A 12,951-nucleotide genomic window follows, 5' to 3' on the forward strand; every position below is an offset into this window, starting at 1 on the left:
GTTCGGCTGCGGTGACGGGGATGGTCGTCGAACAGGTACGGGACGTCTGCGATTCAAGATCACAAAGTCCGTAGTGGCGGCCACTACTTGCGCCGGAGCCACTGCTAGAAAGTACCGTTCACCTGCGCTGATACAAGTAGTGGCTGTAGTGGCGGCCACTACTCCCTGGCCCGCGCCCTCCGCCGAAACGGCGCCGAATCGGTACTCCACAGCAGGTCTACGGCCCTCGATCGGTGACCGAAATTAAAGATAATGAATCAGACTCTCACTTTCGTGTGAGGCAGTGGAGCAGTGGCTCGTAGCGCGGGGCAGCCAGTAGTGGCCGCCACTACAGCCACTACTCACATACCCGCAGGTGGGAACCGGTTTCCTGTCCTGGTTCTTGCGTAAGTAGTGGCCGCCACTACCTCGGTTCGCCCGGAAGCGGAAGACCCCGCAGCCAGGAGTTCGGCTGCGGGGTCTCCACGCTGTGGAGCACGTGTGGAACCTACGCTGCGGGCGCCGGTATGGTTCCGATCGGAGGCGCGACCGTGAGGGCTGGGCGCCGGGTCACGGACTCCTCCCCGGTGATGACCTGCTGGGTTCGAAGTTGCGCGACAGCAGTGGCAGCGAACCCGCGCTGAACCTTCGACAGCGAGGCATCGAGGTACGCGACCCGGACGGCACCATTCTCAAACAGCCGCGGGTTGGCCTTCTCGACCTTCTTGCGCAGCGCAGCCTTTCCCCTGACACCCGCCGCGGCGTCGACGAGGTCCATGATGCGGTCGCAGGCCGACTGCAGGTGTCGTGCCGTGGTAGCCGCTTCGGAGGCCTTGGCGCCCGCGCTGACGATGCCGCGGTCCACCCCCTCGGCCGTCTTCGTCTTCCCCGCGGTGATGCGCGACTCGATGACTGCGGCGTCGTACACCAGCTGACGCATCTCGAGGAGCAACTCCGCAGCGCCCCAGTGTTCCTGCGCGATGTTGTGCTCTCCGTCCCACATGGCGATGGCGAACGCCATGCGCTCCTGGAGCAGGACGTTGTGGCCGCTGATGCCTGCCTCGTCCTCGCGTCGGGCACGGTCCCAGTCCGCCGCCCGCAGAGCAGCGCGGTCACCTTCCGCGTCGATGATCTTCTGCACCACCTCCGGGACGCCCACCCAGATCGGAGGTGCTTCGTCATATCCGGGCAGGCCACCCACGGTGACCACGTTGCCGTCCTCGTCGGGCTCCGGCGGCGTGTACCCCGGCGGCAGACCGGTCGGCGTCCACCACGGCAGCCGGTCCTGGTGCATGAGGATCGGCTGGGTGGGCTGCTTCCCGTACAGCTCGTCGCGCTCGCTGCTGTGCACCACGCCGGCGAGTCCGAAGTCGAACCGCTGCGGGGTGCCCCGACCGGCCTGCCCGATCAGCGGGGTCAGCGCTCCCGGCTGGGCGCCGTAGAGCATGCAGACGCGGGTGCTGTGCGCGGGAAGCTGAGCGTCCTTCTTCTTATCGCTGGCGGTGGACCCGGCCTCCACGCCCATCCAGATCTTGCGGGTGAACGCGTCGTACTTGGAGCCGTTGCGGCCCATCTCCTCGGCGACGGAGTCGAACTCATCAGCGGCCACGAGGAGGCCCGTCGCGGTGATCTCCACCCAGCCGTGATCCGCGTTCCGCGCCTTTCGGCAGATGCCCTCGGCGGTGCCGTCGCTGATCGGCTTGATGCCGAGGCCGCCGATCGGGATCGCTGCGTTGGCGACACCCATGGTCACCGTCTTGCCAGCGGCCGAGGGGCCGTTCAGCAGGCCGAAGGCGTTCACCGACACGCCCATCGCCTTGGAGAAGGTCAGCCCCTGCCGCGACGGGAGCACGACGTTCGGGGGCACCAGCGTGATGCTGTGGCAGATCAGCGCGGTCACCAGGCCATGGAGGTACACGCCCGTGCACTTGGCCCAGTGATCCGCGCGCCCCAGCCCCGGCGTCATGAGGGCAAGGCGCCGCTCGCGGACCTGGATCTCCGAGCGGAGCCGCCGCACCTGCTCGAGCTCCTCGGCGGTGGCGGTGACCTGGGCGTCCGAGTCCCCGTCGTCGAGGTCATCCGAGGCCTCTGCGGGGGCGCTCTCGGAGCGCTGCTGCTCACTGGTGTTAGTGGAGTCCGCGGTGGGCGTCTCCGCCGCCACCTGATCCTGCTCCTGGTACTCGAACCCCTCCGGCGCGGGGACCGCGGTGAGCGGAGTGCTCAGGTCGATGTCGAACCGCTTCGCGACGTCTGCCTCGGACTCGCCGTGGATCAGCGCGGTGAACTGGAGGCGGCTGCCGTGCGGCCGCCCCCACTCCTCCTGCAGGTGACCGGACCACGCGTGAACGCCGCGGCCGACCGAGCACCCGTCGTGGATCACCGCCGAGCGGTTGGTGGAGCCGGTGTCCGAACCCAGCACGTAACAGCCGTCCGAGTCGTACTCCGTGATCCAGACCCGGTTCTGCCCTGCGAGCATGGCGTCGACGTCCATGCCGTCGACCTCCTGGGTGATCCTGTCCGCATTGGGGTTCGGGGTGTACTCCCGCTTCTGGCGAGGCAGGAGGATCCCGTGCAGCGGCACCACGGACTCCGGGCACTCGACCTCGTTGCTGAACAGCCAGTCGGCGAGACCACGGTTCTGGAACTCGCCGGTCGTGAACACGCCATCGGCGGTGTGTCCGTACCGGTACCCGGGCGCGACGTCGAGTCGCGATCCCAGGCCCACGACGACGCGGGTACTGCGCAGCTTGGGATCAGCGGGACCGGCGAGGATGTCCACGACACCGCCGCCAGGCAGCTTGATCGCGGTCCGCGTCTCGAGAGTGTCCCGGTCGACGCCATCGGGGATCGGCACGATGAAGTGCGAACCGCAGAACTTCGAGGTGGTGGGGTCCTGTGCCTTCGCGGTGATGGCGTCGGGCACCATGCCCAGCGCTTTCATCGACGCCGTGGACGACGCGTCCTCACAGTCGATCACCACGACGCCGCTCTGTCCCGCGTCGTAGTCCAGGTTGCCGCCGGCGACCAGGTGCGCGATCGCTTCGTCCCGACCGATCGGGGCACGCTCGGTCCACCACTCCGAGATCGGAGGCTTGTCACCGACCCGCGCTGGCACCAGGGCGAGGCCAGCGCGGAGCATGGCGTCGACGAAGAAGGCCGCTTCCTCAGGCGTGCAGGCCGACAGCTTCTCAGGGATGCTCGTCGGCTCGGGGATGCCGTGCGCGGCCATGTACCGGCGCACCTCGTCGAGCGTCACGGCGAGGCGTCCCGAGCGGACGACGTCGATCTGCACGCCGGCGTACCGCGCCACCACCTCGGCCTCGGCGGTCTCCCAAGCGCGGCGGTATCCGACCCAGAGGTCGCCACGCTGGTCGTAGGTGGGATCGATGCAACTCATGCCGCCACCACCTCTCCATCGGCGACGGTGACCGTGACAGCCATCCCCTCCCTGGTCATCACCAGGCCGGCGATACGCTCGCCGTGGGCGAGCGGCTGAGACAGGTAGGGCTCGAGCTGGTCCTGATCCGTGATGCGAACGCCAGCGACGGGCAGGTTCAGGAGAATGGTGCGGCTCGACGCCGTCTTCGGCGTGTCGTCCGTGAGGGTTGCGTCGAGGGCTTCGTATGCCATCATGAGAACGTCCTTCCGTTCAGTGATGCGGGCGGGGGGTACTACTCGAAGCGAAGCGGGCCGGCCGACACCGGCCCTTTCGCGTATCTAGGGCGCGATCCGCGCCCAATGCAGGTCCAACCAGGTGTCGATCTCCGCGGACCTCTCCTTCTCCTCGTCGGCGAGCTTGCCGACGGTGAACGCCTGGACGTGATCCGGATCCGCGACGCGTGCTGCGGCGCGGCATCCCGCGATGAGGGCTCCGTGGCGGTCGGCGGGATGGGCTGCGCGGAATAGGTTCTCGGCCGCGGCGCGGATTCCTTCGGTGCTCACGCCGCGTCTCCGGTCACCACACGCGGGAGCGAGCCCAACCAGGCATCGAGATCCTCCGGATAGACGATCACCGCGCTTCCACACCGGTGCGCGACGAGTTCCCCCGACGAGATCTTGCGCTGGACGGTGCGCAGGCTGAAGCCTGTCGCCTCGACCACCTCGCGCGGCCGGTAGCCCAGCTTCCTCACCATGTTGTTCTGCTTCACTTCGTGCCCTTCCGTGGTTCCAAGCGCCTCGCAGCGCCGTGTGCCGCAGCACTATGGCTGAAGCCGCCACCAGACGACGACTCAGATGAAACCCGCAGGTCAGGAGCGTGTCGCGTCCCAGAACTTTTTTCTGACGCGGCATCGATCGCCACGCGGTGCCATACGCCGTCGTGAGGTGCCAGAAATGGCTCTGACCAGGGCGTTCGCCATTGCGGGACCGTCTTAGAACGGGCAAGCATGGTCGACATGATCACGCGAACCGACCGCCGCAGCTCCCAGGGGCTGAGTGTCACGTCCCCCGGCGTCCGCAGCCGCCTGACCTGCGGGTTCGCCCTCGCGAGCCTTGCGGTCGCGACGCTCAACACGTCGGTGGCGCACGCGAACACGCCGAACACGGACATCTGCGACCCCAGCAGCGACTACTACATCGGTGGCGCGCTGTGCGACGACGCGTCGACCACCACGGCGCCGTCGTCCGGCGGTTCCGGCGGCGGGTTCAGCGGCTGGGTCAGCGACTTCGCCAACAGCCCCGCGGGCGCGTTCGTGTTCTTCGGAGGACTCGCGGCGTTCATCGCCTGGGTCGTGATCGCGAACCTGCGCGAGAGCGCCGCTGAGAAGCAGCAGCGCGGCGCCGCCGAGCTGGCCCGCGGACGTGCCATCGCCGAGGCCGCACATGCCGAGCAGGTTCAGCGCGCGCACGCGGAAGCCGCCGCGCAGGTCCCACCGCGTGAGGTGTGGGATCCCCACAACGTGGGCCTCGCCCCGCCCCCGATGCCCGAGCCGAAGATCCCGGCTGCACCCGCAACCACGCCTGAGGATCTGCAGCGGTACGCCACGTTCGGGTGGGCAGTGCCCTGGGCCCCCGGGACCGCGTTCGCCGCGGCCGTGAGCCGGTCGGGCAACATCAGCCGCATCGAGCAGGCATGGGTCGACGCCTGCCGCCTCGCCGGCCTGGGCGACACCGACGAGCAGGGCGCCTTCACCCCCGCCGCGACGGTCGTGCGCGTGAACGGCATCGAGGGCTCCGGCGACGCCTGGGTCGCCGTAGACACCCGCGACTACACGGTGGGCGCGAAGCAGCTGGACAGCGTCCGCGATCACCTGCTCCGCACCGCGCGCGTGGAGAGCGCAACCCCGTTCGAGCGCGACGCAGCGCGCGACTGGTTCATCACTGTGCTGTCCATGGACGCACCTGCCGCACGGCAGGCGACCGCTCCCGCGGCGGAGGAAGTGCAGGGCCCCCGCATCGACCCGAGGTGGGCGTGACGATGACCGGGTTCGACGAACTGTTCGGCGACACGTCCACCACCACCACCACCGCCGCGGCGCCGACGAAGAAGACGAAGACCGCCGACGCCTCCATCAAGCCCGCCGCTGACCGACCCCAGCGGAGCCAGGCTGACCACGACGGCGAGGTACGGGCCGCGGCCGACCGGTACATGGCGCTGCTCCCCGAGATCCGTGCGGCACGCCCGCAGGGCCCTCGCGCCGAGGAAGCCGCTCCGCAGCTCACCGGTCCTGCCTGGGTGATCGACGCCTGGGAGACCGCGCTGTTCGGTGGTGACCACGCCGCGTTCGGCCTCGACGCACGCTTCGGCGCTGAGGTCTTCACCCGAGGGGACACGCTCTACGTTCAGGTCACCGTGCCCGCCGAGCTCGCTGGCGAGGGACGCAAGGCTGTCGCGGAGACGATGTTCGCCGAGACCGCCCGCCGGCAGAACCTCGGTGACTACGAGGTGGAGCCCGGCGAGGACAAGCGCAAGTTCTTCCTCGTCCGCACCAACGCCTTCGACACCACGAACGGCTGGCGCGAGCATCCGAAGACGCGCGCCTTCTACCGCAGCGCAACCACCGGTGGCACCTACCACCAGGAGCTGTTCGACCTCGTCGGCCTCCGCGTGATCGACCCGAAGACCGGCGAGATCAAGTACCCGCAGCGCGAGTTCGGATCCGACGACCGAGGCGGAACGGTGACGCTGACACTGCCGCCGGGGATGCTGCCGCGCGACGTGATCGCAGCTGAGCCGGCGCTGCGCGCAGCGTTGGCGATGCCGGAGCTGACGGTGACGGCGGGCGACGGACTGCGGCCGACGATCCACCTGAACTCGAAGCCGTTGGTGCGTGCGTTCCCCAAGTCGAACCCGTTGTCGGCGGGGCGTCTCTGGCTGCCGCGCACCGAGGCCGAGCGCTACGCCGTCAGCAACGAGGTGCGCCTGTTCCTCGGCGTGACCGAGACCGGAGAGGTGGTCGCGCCGCGGCTCAAGGACCGCAGTCACGCCGCGATCTTCGGCATGACGAACAGCGGCAAGAGCACCACCATGGTCATCCTCGCGCGCAGTCTCGCGGCGCAGGGCGCCGAAGTGTGGCTCGCAGATGCAAAGGGCACGCCGGAGTTCCGCAGCCTCTACAAGGAGAACGTCCCGGGGATCACGCACCTGAGCGTTGCGACTCCCGCACTCATGCACGCCACCGTGCACAAGCTGCGGGAGTTGTACAAGTTCCGCGCGGCCGTGGCCAACGAGCTCGCGGACCGAGGCCTCGGCGTCGACGACATCCTCTGGCCGCGCGTCGTCCTGATCTTCGACGAGATGGGCGAGTTCCTCAACACCGCCTTGAGCGACGGCGGCGACAAGGTCGCCAAGGCTCAGGCGCAAGCCACCGTGAACATGTTGGGCGAGATCGGGGCGAAGGCCCGCGCCTACGGCGTGCACCTGATCGTGGCCGGACAGCACGTCTACGTCGCGGCGCTCCCGAACAAGGTGAAGGAGCACCTCAGCATCCGCGCCGTGCTCGGCAAGGCGTCCGACACGCACATCCAGCGGCTCTTCGACGAGCAGGATCGCGACGCCGCGAAGGCCGCGCGTGAGGGGATCCTCCCGGGCCAGAAGGGCCGCGGGATCGTGATGGCCGACGACGCCGAAGTGGTGCAGTTCCAGTCGTTCTACAACGACGCGGACCAGGCCGCGAAGTTCGCTCGCGACACCGCAGGTACCCCGCGCCTCAAGCGGTGGGGACACCAGTTCCCGATCGAAGACGACGCCCCCGGGGCGCACGGTGCGTGGCAGTCGTGGGGGGCGTGGGAGGGCGACAAGTCCTTCGAGCCGGACGGCACTGTCGAGGACCTCGGCACTGTCGTCCTGGACCGGCTGAACCCAGTCACGGGAGAGCTGGAACCCGATCCCGGCGCCGCGGCCTGGGACATGACCAGTCCTGCCTACAACCCCGGATCGGCGCCGCTGTCCGCCGCCTTCCAGAACGTCAACTGACCCACGAACGGAGACCACCATGATCACGAACACCAACGCCACCTTGACCGTCCCCATCGGCTCGACCCCCGACGGCGACCCGATCGCTGTCGATCTCCGCCGGCACCCCAACCTGACGCTCGCCGGCAACGCCGGCTGCGGTAAGTCGACGCTGCTCCGCCAGATGGCCGGCGCCCTCGAACGGCAGGTCGGCAGCAACGGCAAGGTGCTGCTCGTCGAAGGCATCTACGCCGGCGTGGAGGACTTCATCGCCGAGGTGCACGACGAGCTGCGGCACCGCCGGTCCGAGCGCAACCCGGATCCGGAGCGGGGACCGATCGCCCTCTGCATCGACGACTTCGGCGTCTACGCAGAGCACCGCATGCCCCCCGAGATCCTGACCTTGCTCCGCCACATCGCGAACACCGGCCGAGTAAGCGACGTGCACCTGCTGCTCGCCACGCAGGCCGTGATCGGAATCAGTGGCGCGCTGCTGGCGTCGATGTCGAACCGGATCGTCCTGGGCAAGGTGACCCGACACATCGGCCGGATGTTCTCGAACGTGCAGTGGCCTGACGTCGTGGCGGAGGCGGAGTCGGCGAAGGGTGACCGCTTCTCGGGCGTGTTCATCGGCTCGGACGGCCAGCCCGTCGCGTTCACGCCGCTGCTTCCCGAGACGTTCGCCGCCGCTGTCCCCGCCACTCCCCGGCGCTGATCCGACAGGAGTTCCAACCATGACCACGACCACCGACCGCATCATCGCCGCCGCGGACGCCGTCCGCGCGGCGCACCTCGATGCGCTCCGCCCGCTCGCGAAGGTCGCCGGCCGCACCGTCGCCGCCCCGCCCACGGTCGAGGACGCTCTCGCCGCGGCACTGCACCTGATCGGCGCGAAGCCCGCGCTCGATAACGCCGTGACCGACTTGCTCCGGGAGCTCATCAGCGCCGGCATCAGCTCGACCAAGCTCGCTCGGCTGATGTCGATCCGTCACAGCACGCTCACCGACCGCCTCGACGCGCCTGCTCCCGTTGCGCCCGCCGTGCCGGAGCTGCACTACGGGATGTTCGGTCGAAAGGAAAAGGTGAGCCGCCGCGCCGCGAGGGAGAGCATGATCGCCGCGGCCCGCGACCTCGGCCGGGCGTACGCGTCTGCGCTTCGGCCGATCAGCACGGTGAGTCAGGGAGCCGTCCCCGAGGCCGCCGTGGTCGATGAGGCCCTCGAGTCGGTGCTGCACCTGCACGGCTCGCGTGCCGCTCTCGATGGTGCGCTCGACCCTGTTCTCGCCTGCCTCGTCCTCGGCGGCGTGCGGCGCATGTCGCTCGCCGAAGCCCTCGACGTGCATCCGAACACGCTTCAGCGCCGACTGGCCCGACAGCCACTCGCTCATGCGCGGTGGGCGGATCTGGTGGACGGGGGCAACGGTCGATGGTCCGTCGCCCGTGCCGAGGTGGGCCGGTACAAGCCCGCCGATCCCGAACTCGATCCGGCCCTGGTCGCGGCCGCCGTGAACGAGGCGGTCACTGGAATCCAGGAAACCGGGGGCAGCGCGCGTGCGTGAAGACAGCGCGACCGTCCCGCAATCCCCGAGCCAGTTCTAAGACGGTCCGGCACACCGATTCTCAGACCGTCCAGCAGGAAAGGACAGACAGATGGCGTTCATCAAGGTCACCCCGGAGCTCGCCGCCCAGACGGCCCCGACCACCGCCTCGCAGGCGAACTTCCTCGGCACAGTCCACGCGGCTAGGGTCGCCGACCTGCTGGCCGCCGCCGAGGCCCCGACCGACACGAACACCGCTCTGGCTGCGATCAAGGCCTGGCGGACCGCCGCGGGCGAGACGCAAGGCTTCCGACGGCGCATGGCTCTGCTGCTCATCGCCGCTGGTGACGATCCCGACGCGGTCTGCGCAGGGCTCGGTATCGGCAGGACCGCGCTCCAGGACGCCGTGCGAACCGAGGGTTCACCCCTGGCGGAGTTCAGCCGGATCATGCACCGCGCCCCGCGCAAGCAGAAGAAGGAGGTGGCCTGATGGCTCGTTATCGCCGGCCGACCCCGAGCAACGTCACCGCGAGCCGCGACATCCAATCGCAGGTTCTGCGCCGGATCGCCGCTCTGTCCGCGACCGTCACCGAGCGCCTGAAGGCCGCTGCCGACCCCGCGATCGACGTGGAGAGCCGACGCGGTCACCTGGCCGCCGCCCGCACCGCCGAGCGCAGCATCGATGACGCGGTGATCGAGCTGGCCGCCGCCTGCATCCTCGGGGGCATGTCCGCCGCCGATGTCGCCCGCCGATCGGGCATCTCTACCGCCACCCTCACGCGACGTGTACCGCCCTACCTCCGCGGGTTGCGTGGGGAGCACCTGGTGCCCGACCCCGATGCCCCGCACGGCTGGAGGCCCGCGGGCACCGTTGCGCGAGGCCTCGACCAGGGGTTTTGCGTCGCCCCGGAGCGCTGCGGCGTGAACGAATCGCGTAGCCGATCAGGAAGCCGATCCACGAGCCAGTAACCGATCCAGCAGCCGATCGCCTAGCCGACGAACCAATCCCGTAGCCGATCACCAAGCCACGAACACCGCATGAAGCCGATCGTAGAGCCGATCAGGCAGCCGCCCCCGAGGAGGGACACCATGAAGATCACCGAGAAGATCTCGGACCCCCTGCGTGAAGTACGCGCGATCCTGTGGACCCTGCTGATCTCCGCGACGGTGGCCAGCATCGCAGGGAACATCGCCCACACGGTGATCGTCCACGGCTTGCACTGGGCGACGATCGGCCCCGTCGTCCTCGCTCTGCTGGGGCCGACCGCACTGCTGGGGCTGTTCCACCTCATGGCCGCGTGGGCACGGGTACAGGGGGCCGGCCTCGCGATCTTCTGGTTCTACCTCCTGGCGATCATCGGCCTGGCCAGCGCGGCGTTCCGACTCAGCTTCGCGGCCCTGCGTGACCTCGCACTGCACTACAACTACGGCCGTTTCGACGCCGCACTGTTCCCGCTGATCCTCGACGGGCTGATCGCGGTGTGCACTGTGGGACTAGTGGCCGCGACCCGCCCGCGACGCAAGGAGAAGCGGGCCGCTCGTCCGTCGATCCCGCAGCGTGTGCGCACCTGGTGGCGTGGCACCCCCGCCGACGCGGAGCCGGTGCAGGCGGTGCAGACCACCGCGAACCGCGACGCGGAGCACGCAGATACACCGGAGTACCCCGACACTCTGACGTGGCTCGCGCCAGTGCACAGCATCGAGCAGACCGCCGTGGAGCAGGCGGTGCACCAGTCCACGGAGACTGCACCGGAGCCCGCGGAGCAGCCGGTGCACCAGCCCGCAGACGATGCACCGGCCCCTGCGTCGGATACCGGTGCACTGATCCTGACCAGCGACGACGAGGCAGTGCACCGCCCCGGTGCACCGGTGCACCAGGAGTCCGAGACCCAGCCGGCGCACACCGTGGAGCGCCCCCACCTCGTCGCGGTGCACCGCACCGATGCACCGGCGCAGGACGGAGCGGAGACCCCGGTGGTGCAGCCGGTGCACCTGGCGCAGGCCGAAGCGGTGGTGCAGGCCGGTGCTTCAGAACTGCCTGTGTCGCGCATCGCCGAAGTCTTCGCCCGCAAGGACCGCGGCGAGTCGCAGAACACGATCGCCAAGGCCGTACCCGTGAACAAGCGGACCGTGTCGAAGATCCTCGCCGCGCGCGAGGAACTCGACACCACCACCGCCGAGGAACCCGAGCCGGCCTTCGCATAGACCTCCGCTACGCCACCCACCGGCACCGGGTGCATCCCCCACTCCGTCCAGAAAGGACACCGCTATGAACAAGACCGTCACCCTGAGCGCCGCCGCGCTCGCAGCGGCCCTGACCCTGACCACCGCCGCGTGCACCTCCGCCACCGAACCGGTCCCGGCGCCGAGCTCCCCGGCGTCGGCCTCGCCCTTCGGGGCGCGCGAGGTGAAGAAGGCTGAGGCTCAGGTCGGCGAGCGCGAGTTCGCACTCCACGGCGTCCTCTCGATCCCGAGCACCGTCGACCGGATCGCGGCTGAGGATGCGGCACGGCGGGCCTTGCCATTCGCGTTCACCTACCGCGACGGGTGCCAGTACCTGCGGACGTGGGATGCCGGACTCTGGCCCCTGTATCGCGGCGAGGGCGCACTCACTCGTGCCCGCGACGACGAGGAGTGGTTCCGGCTCCATCCGGGTGTGGCGTCCGACCGCACCTGCTACAAGCCCGCTGGCATCCCCACTGCCGACGATCCGACTGTGAAGACGCCGTACCGCTGGCGCGACGGCGGCCGCAACCTCGTGCGTGTCCAGGGCGTCGTCTTCGTCATCCCCGACGCGATCCCCGAACGCGGCGTGGCCCTGCGCACCGCGAACTGATCGAGAACAAGGAGAACACCATGAACACGAAGAAGTACATCGCCCCCGTCGGCGTCGCCGCCCTCGCAGCCGCGACCATGCTCACCACCGCGTGCGGTGCGCCGACCGAGACCAGGGCGGCGTCGAGCAGGAGCAGCGCGACCGCCGCATCGTCGTCCGCCGACGAGGCACTCCGCCGCGTCGTCCCGTACGGCGCCGAGCGGATGGACCGCGCCGCCGCCCGTGCCGCGCTCGAAGCGGGCAAGCCGTTCCTGGTCGGCCTGCCCGACGGCGGCGTGGAGGCGTGCCACTCGGCGCTGCTTCTCCCCGGCGACGCGCGGCCGTGGATCCTGAACGAGTCCGCCGTCCGGGTCGCCGGCAACGCGCTCATGGCGGAGCGGCTGCAGACCTACGGCTGCGGCGTGAGCGAGAGTGCCCCACCGGCTTCCATCCCTGCTCCGGCTACCGGCACGGCGATGGACACCGCGGCCGCCGATGCTGCGAAGGCGAAGGGACGCCCCTTCATCTACGCGATCCCGGACGGCGGGAACCCGGTCTGCAACGTCGGGGTCCGTCTCGCTGACGGCACCGAGTGGTTCCTCAACCGCTCCGGCGGACCGCGCGCTGCCGGCGACGCGCTGTCGAAGGTCCAGCGTGGCTACGGCTGCACCAACGGCGAGACCGTTCCCGGTGTCCCGGCGAACTGACAAGGAGAACGAACATGAACAAGCTGCGGAGCATCATCACCAGCCGCACCACCCTGATCGCCGCGCTGGCGCTCGCCATCGGCGCCCTGGTCGTGCTCGCGTTCCTCCCGCCGCGGGTCGAGGGAGTCGCTCCGCCCGCCGCGGTCGCGCACCGCATGGCCGGACCGGAGTGTCAGGTGGCAGTGGTCGGGTTCGACGGCCGGACATGGACGGCCGAGCAGGGCAGTCAGCAGCTCCGCCGCGTCGACGGTGTCGGCGACACCTGCAGTCCCGCCGTTGTCACCGATCGGGTCTCGGTCGGCGACCGCTGCGTCCGGGTGCTCCGTGTCGACGGACGCATGTACCTGCTGCCCGACCGCGACGGTGACGGTGCGCTCGAGCCCGCCCCCGCCGAAGCGACCACGGCGGTCACCGGCTGCCGCGTCGACCCCGACCCGAACCGCCACTGAGTCCGACGAGCGGCCGTGCTGCAGCTCCCCGGAGCTGTGGTCGCGGGGTCCGCCGGACCATGAAGAAGAA

Annotated in this window: 14 protein-coding genes; 10 read left to right on the plus strand and 4 right to left on the minus strand. The window is 69.6% G+C overall.

All coding sequences use genetic code 11. The features are described 5' to 3' along the window. Positions 1 to 487 precede the first annotated feature (487 nt). From EH231_RS17370 to EH231_RS17385, 4 genes are all read right to left on the minus strand, one after another. On the minus strand, positions 488 to 3,376 hold the full coding sequence (locus EH231_RS17370; RefSeq protein ID WP_124712873.1) for a bifunctional DNA primase/polymerase: 2,889 nt from the start codon (positions 3,374 to 3,376) through the stop codon (positions 488 to 490). Further along, positions 3,373 to 3,612: a hypothetical protein gene (locus EH231_RS17375; protein WP_124712874.1), complete on the minus strand. Its 240-nt coding sequence runs from the start codon at positions 3,610 to 3,612 to the stop codon at positions 3,373 to 3,375. The genes EH231_RS17370 and EH231_RS17375 overlap by 4 nt, the downstream gene beginning before the upstream one ends. A gap of 84 nt (positions 3,613 to 3,696) precedes the next feature. After that, positions 3,697 to 3,921 (minus strand): hypothetical protein, encoded by a 225-nt coding sequence (locus tag EH231_RS17380; RefSeq protein ID WP_124712875.1) that lies wholly within the window; start codon positions 3,919 to 3,921, stop codon positions 3,697 to 3,699. Next, positions 3,918 to 4,112, minus strand: a complete 195-nt coding sequence (locus EH231_RS17385; RefSeq protein WP_241177757.1) for a helix-turn-helix domain-containing protein — start codon at positions 4,110 to 4,112, stop codon at positions 3,918 to 3,920. The genes EH231_RS17380 and EH231_RS17385 overlap by 4 nt, the downstream gene beginning before the upstream one ends. Positions 4,113 to 4,373: 261 nt before the next feature. Between EH231_RS17385 and EH231_RS17390 the strand changes: the two genes are divergently transcribed. The 10 genes from EH231_RS17390 to EH231_RS17435 all read left to right on the plus strand — a co-directional run bounded on the left by EH231_RS17390 (position 4,374) and on the right by EH231_RS17435 (position 12,881). Next, on the plus strand, positions 4,374 to 5,393 hold the full coding sequence (locus tag EH231_RS17390) for a hypothetical protein (RefSeq protein ID WP_124712877.1): 1,020 nt from the start codon (positions 4,374 to 4,376) through the stop codon (positions 5,391 to 5,393). A gap of 2 nt (positions 5,394 to 5,395) precedes the next feature. Further along, complete coding sequence (locus EH231_RS33890; RefSeq protein ID WP_164480931.1) at positions 5,396 to 7,393, plus strand: helicase HerA domain-containing protein; 1,998 nt, start codon at positions 5,396 to 5,398, stop codon at positions 7,391 to 7,393. Between the two features lie 19 nt (positions 7,394 to 7,412). Beyond that, entirely contained in the window at positions 7,413 to 8,087 is a 675-nt protein-coding gene (locus EH231_RS17400) for an FtsK/SpoIIIE domain-containing protein (protein WP_124712878.1), read from the plus strand. Between the two features lie 19 nt (positions 8,088 to 8,106). Continuing rightward, the gene (locus EH231_RS17405; protein WP_124712879.1) at positions 8,107 to 8,931 is read left to right on the plus strand and encodes a hypothetical protein; all 825 of its coding nucleotides are present in this window, start codon (positions 8,107 to 8,109) and stop codon (positions 8,929 to 8,931) included. Positions 8,932 to 9,022: 91 nt separating this feature from the next. Next, the gene (locus tag EH231_RS17410; RefSeq protein ID WP_124712880.1) at positions 9,023 to 9,400 is read left to right on the plus strand and encodes a hypothetical protein; all 378 of its coding nucleotides are present in this window, start codon (positions 9,023 to 9,025) and stop codon (positions 9,398 to 9,400) included. After that, on the plus strand, positions 9,400 to 9,879 hold the full coding sequence (locus EH231_RS17415; RefSeq protein ID WP_124712881.1) for a hypothetical protein: 480 nt from the start codon (positions 9,400 to 9,402) through the stop codon (positions 9,877 to 9,879). The genes EH231_RS17410 and EH231_RS17415 overlap by 1 nt, the downstream gene beginning before the upstream one ends. Positions 9,880 to 9,999: 120 nt before the next feature. Continuing rightward, entirely contained in the window at positions 10,000 to 11,115 is a 1,116-nt protein-coding gene (locus EH231_RS17420) for a DUF2637 domain-containing protein (RefSeq protein WP_164480932.1), read from the plus strand. Positions 11,116 to 11,179: 64 nt separating this feature from the next. Then, the gene (locus EH231_RS17425) at positions 11,180 to 11,746 is read left to right on the plus strand and encodes a hypothetical protein (protein ID WP_124712883.1); all 567 of its coding nucleotides are present in this window, start codon (positions 11,180 to 11,182) and stop codon (positions 11,744 to 11,746) included. A 20-nt stretch (positions 11,747 to 11,766) separates the two neighbouring features. Further along, on the plus strand, positions 11,767 to 12,432 hold the full coding sequence (locus EH231_RS17430) for a hypothetical protein (RefSeq protein WP_124712884.1): 666 nt from the start codon (positions 11,767 to 11,769) through the stop codon (positions 12,430 to 12,432). 14 nt (positions 12,433 to 12,446) lie between these two features. Beyond that, positions 12,447 to 12,881: a hypothetical protein gene (locus tag EH231_RS17435; RefSeq protein ID WP_124712885.1), complete on the plus strand. Its 435-nt coding sequence runs from the start codon at positions 12,447 to 12,449 to the stop codon at positions 12,879 to 12,881. Positions 12,882 to 12,951: the final 70 nt, after the last annotated feature.

The organism is Mycolicibacterium nivoides (assembly GCF_003855255.1).
Taxonomy (GTDB): Bacteria; Actinomycetota; Actinomycetes; order Mycobacteriales; family Mycobacteriaceae; genus Mycobacterium; species Mycobacterium nivoides.

Coding starts and splice junctions, on each gene's coding strand:
- EH231_RS17370 (WP_124712873.1), bottom strand. CDS start 3,376: ATGAGTTGCATCGATCCCACCTACGACCAGCGTGGCGACCTCTGGGTC.
- EH231_RS17375 (WP_124712874.1), bottom strand. CDS start 3,612: ATGATGGCATACGAAGCCCTCGACGCAACCCTCACGGACGACACGCCG.
- EH231_RS17385 (WP_241177757.1), bottom strand. CDS start 4,112: ATGGTGAGGAAGCTGGGCTACCGGCCGCGCGAGGTGGTCGAGGCGACA.
- EH231_RS17390 (WP_124712877.1), top strand. CDS start 4,374: ATGATCACGCGAACCGACCGCCGCAGCTCCCAGGGGCTGAGTGTCACG.
- EH231_RS33890 (WP_164480931.1), top strand. CDS start 5,396: ATGACCGGGTTCGACGAACTGTTCGGCGACACGTCCACCACCACCACC.
- EH231_RS17400 (WP_124712878.1), top strand. CDS start 7,413: ATGATCACGAACACCAACGCCACCTTGACCGTCCCCATCGGCTCGACC.
- EH231_RS17405 (WP_124712879.1), top strand. CDS start 8,107: ATGACCACGACCACCGACCGCATCATCGCCGCCGCGGACGCCGTCCGC.
- EH231_RS17410 (WP_124712880.1), top strand. CDS start 9,023: ATGGCGTTCATCAAGGTCACCCCGGAGCTCGCCGCCCAGACGGCCCCG.
- EH231_RS17415 (WP_124712881.1), top strand. CDS start 9,400: ATGGCTCGTTATCGCCGGCCGACCCCGAGCAACGTCACCGCGAGCCGC.
- EH231_RS17420 (WP_164480932.1), top strand. CDS start 10,000: ATGAAGATCACCGAGAAGATCTCGGACCCCCTGCGTGAAGTACGCGCG.
- EH231_RS17425 (WP_124712883.1), top strand. CDS start 11,180: ATGAACAAGACCGTCACCCTGAGCGCCGCCGCGCTCGCAGCGGCCCTG.
- EH231_RS17430 (WP_124712884.1), top strand. CDS start 11,767: ATGAACACGAAGAAGTACATCGCCCCCGTCGGCGTCGCCGCCCTCGCA.
- EH231_RS17435 (WP_124712885.1), top strand. CDS start 12,447: ATGAACAAGCTGCGGAGCATCATCACCAGCCGCACCACCCTGATCGCC.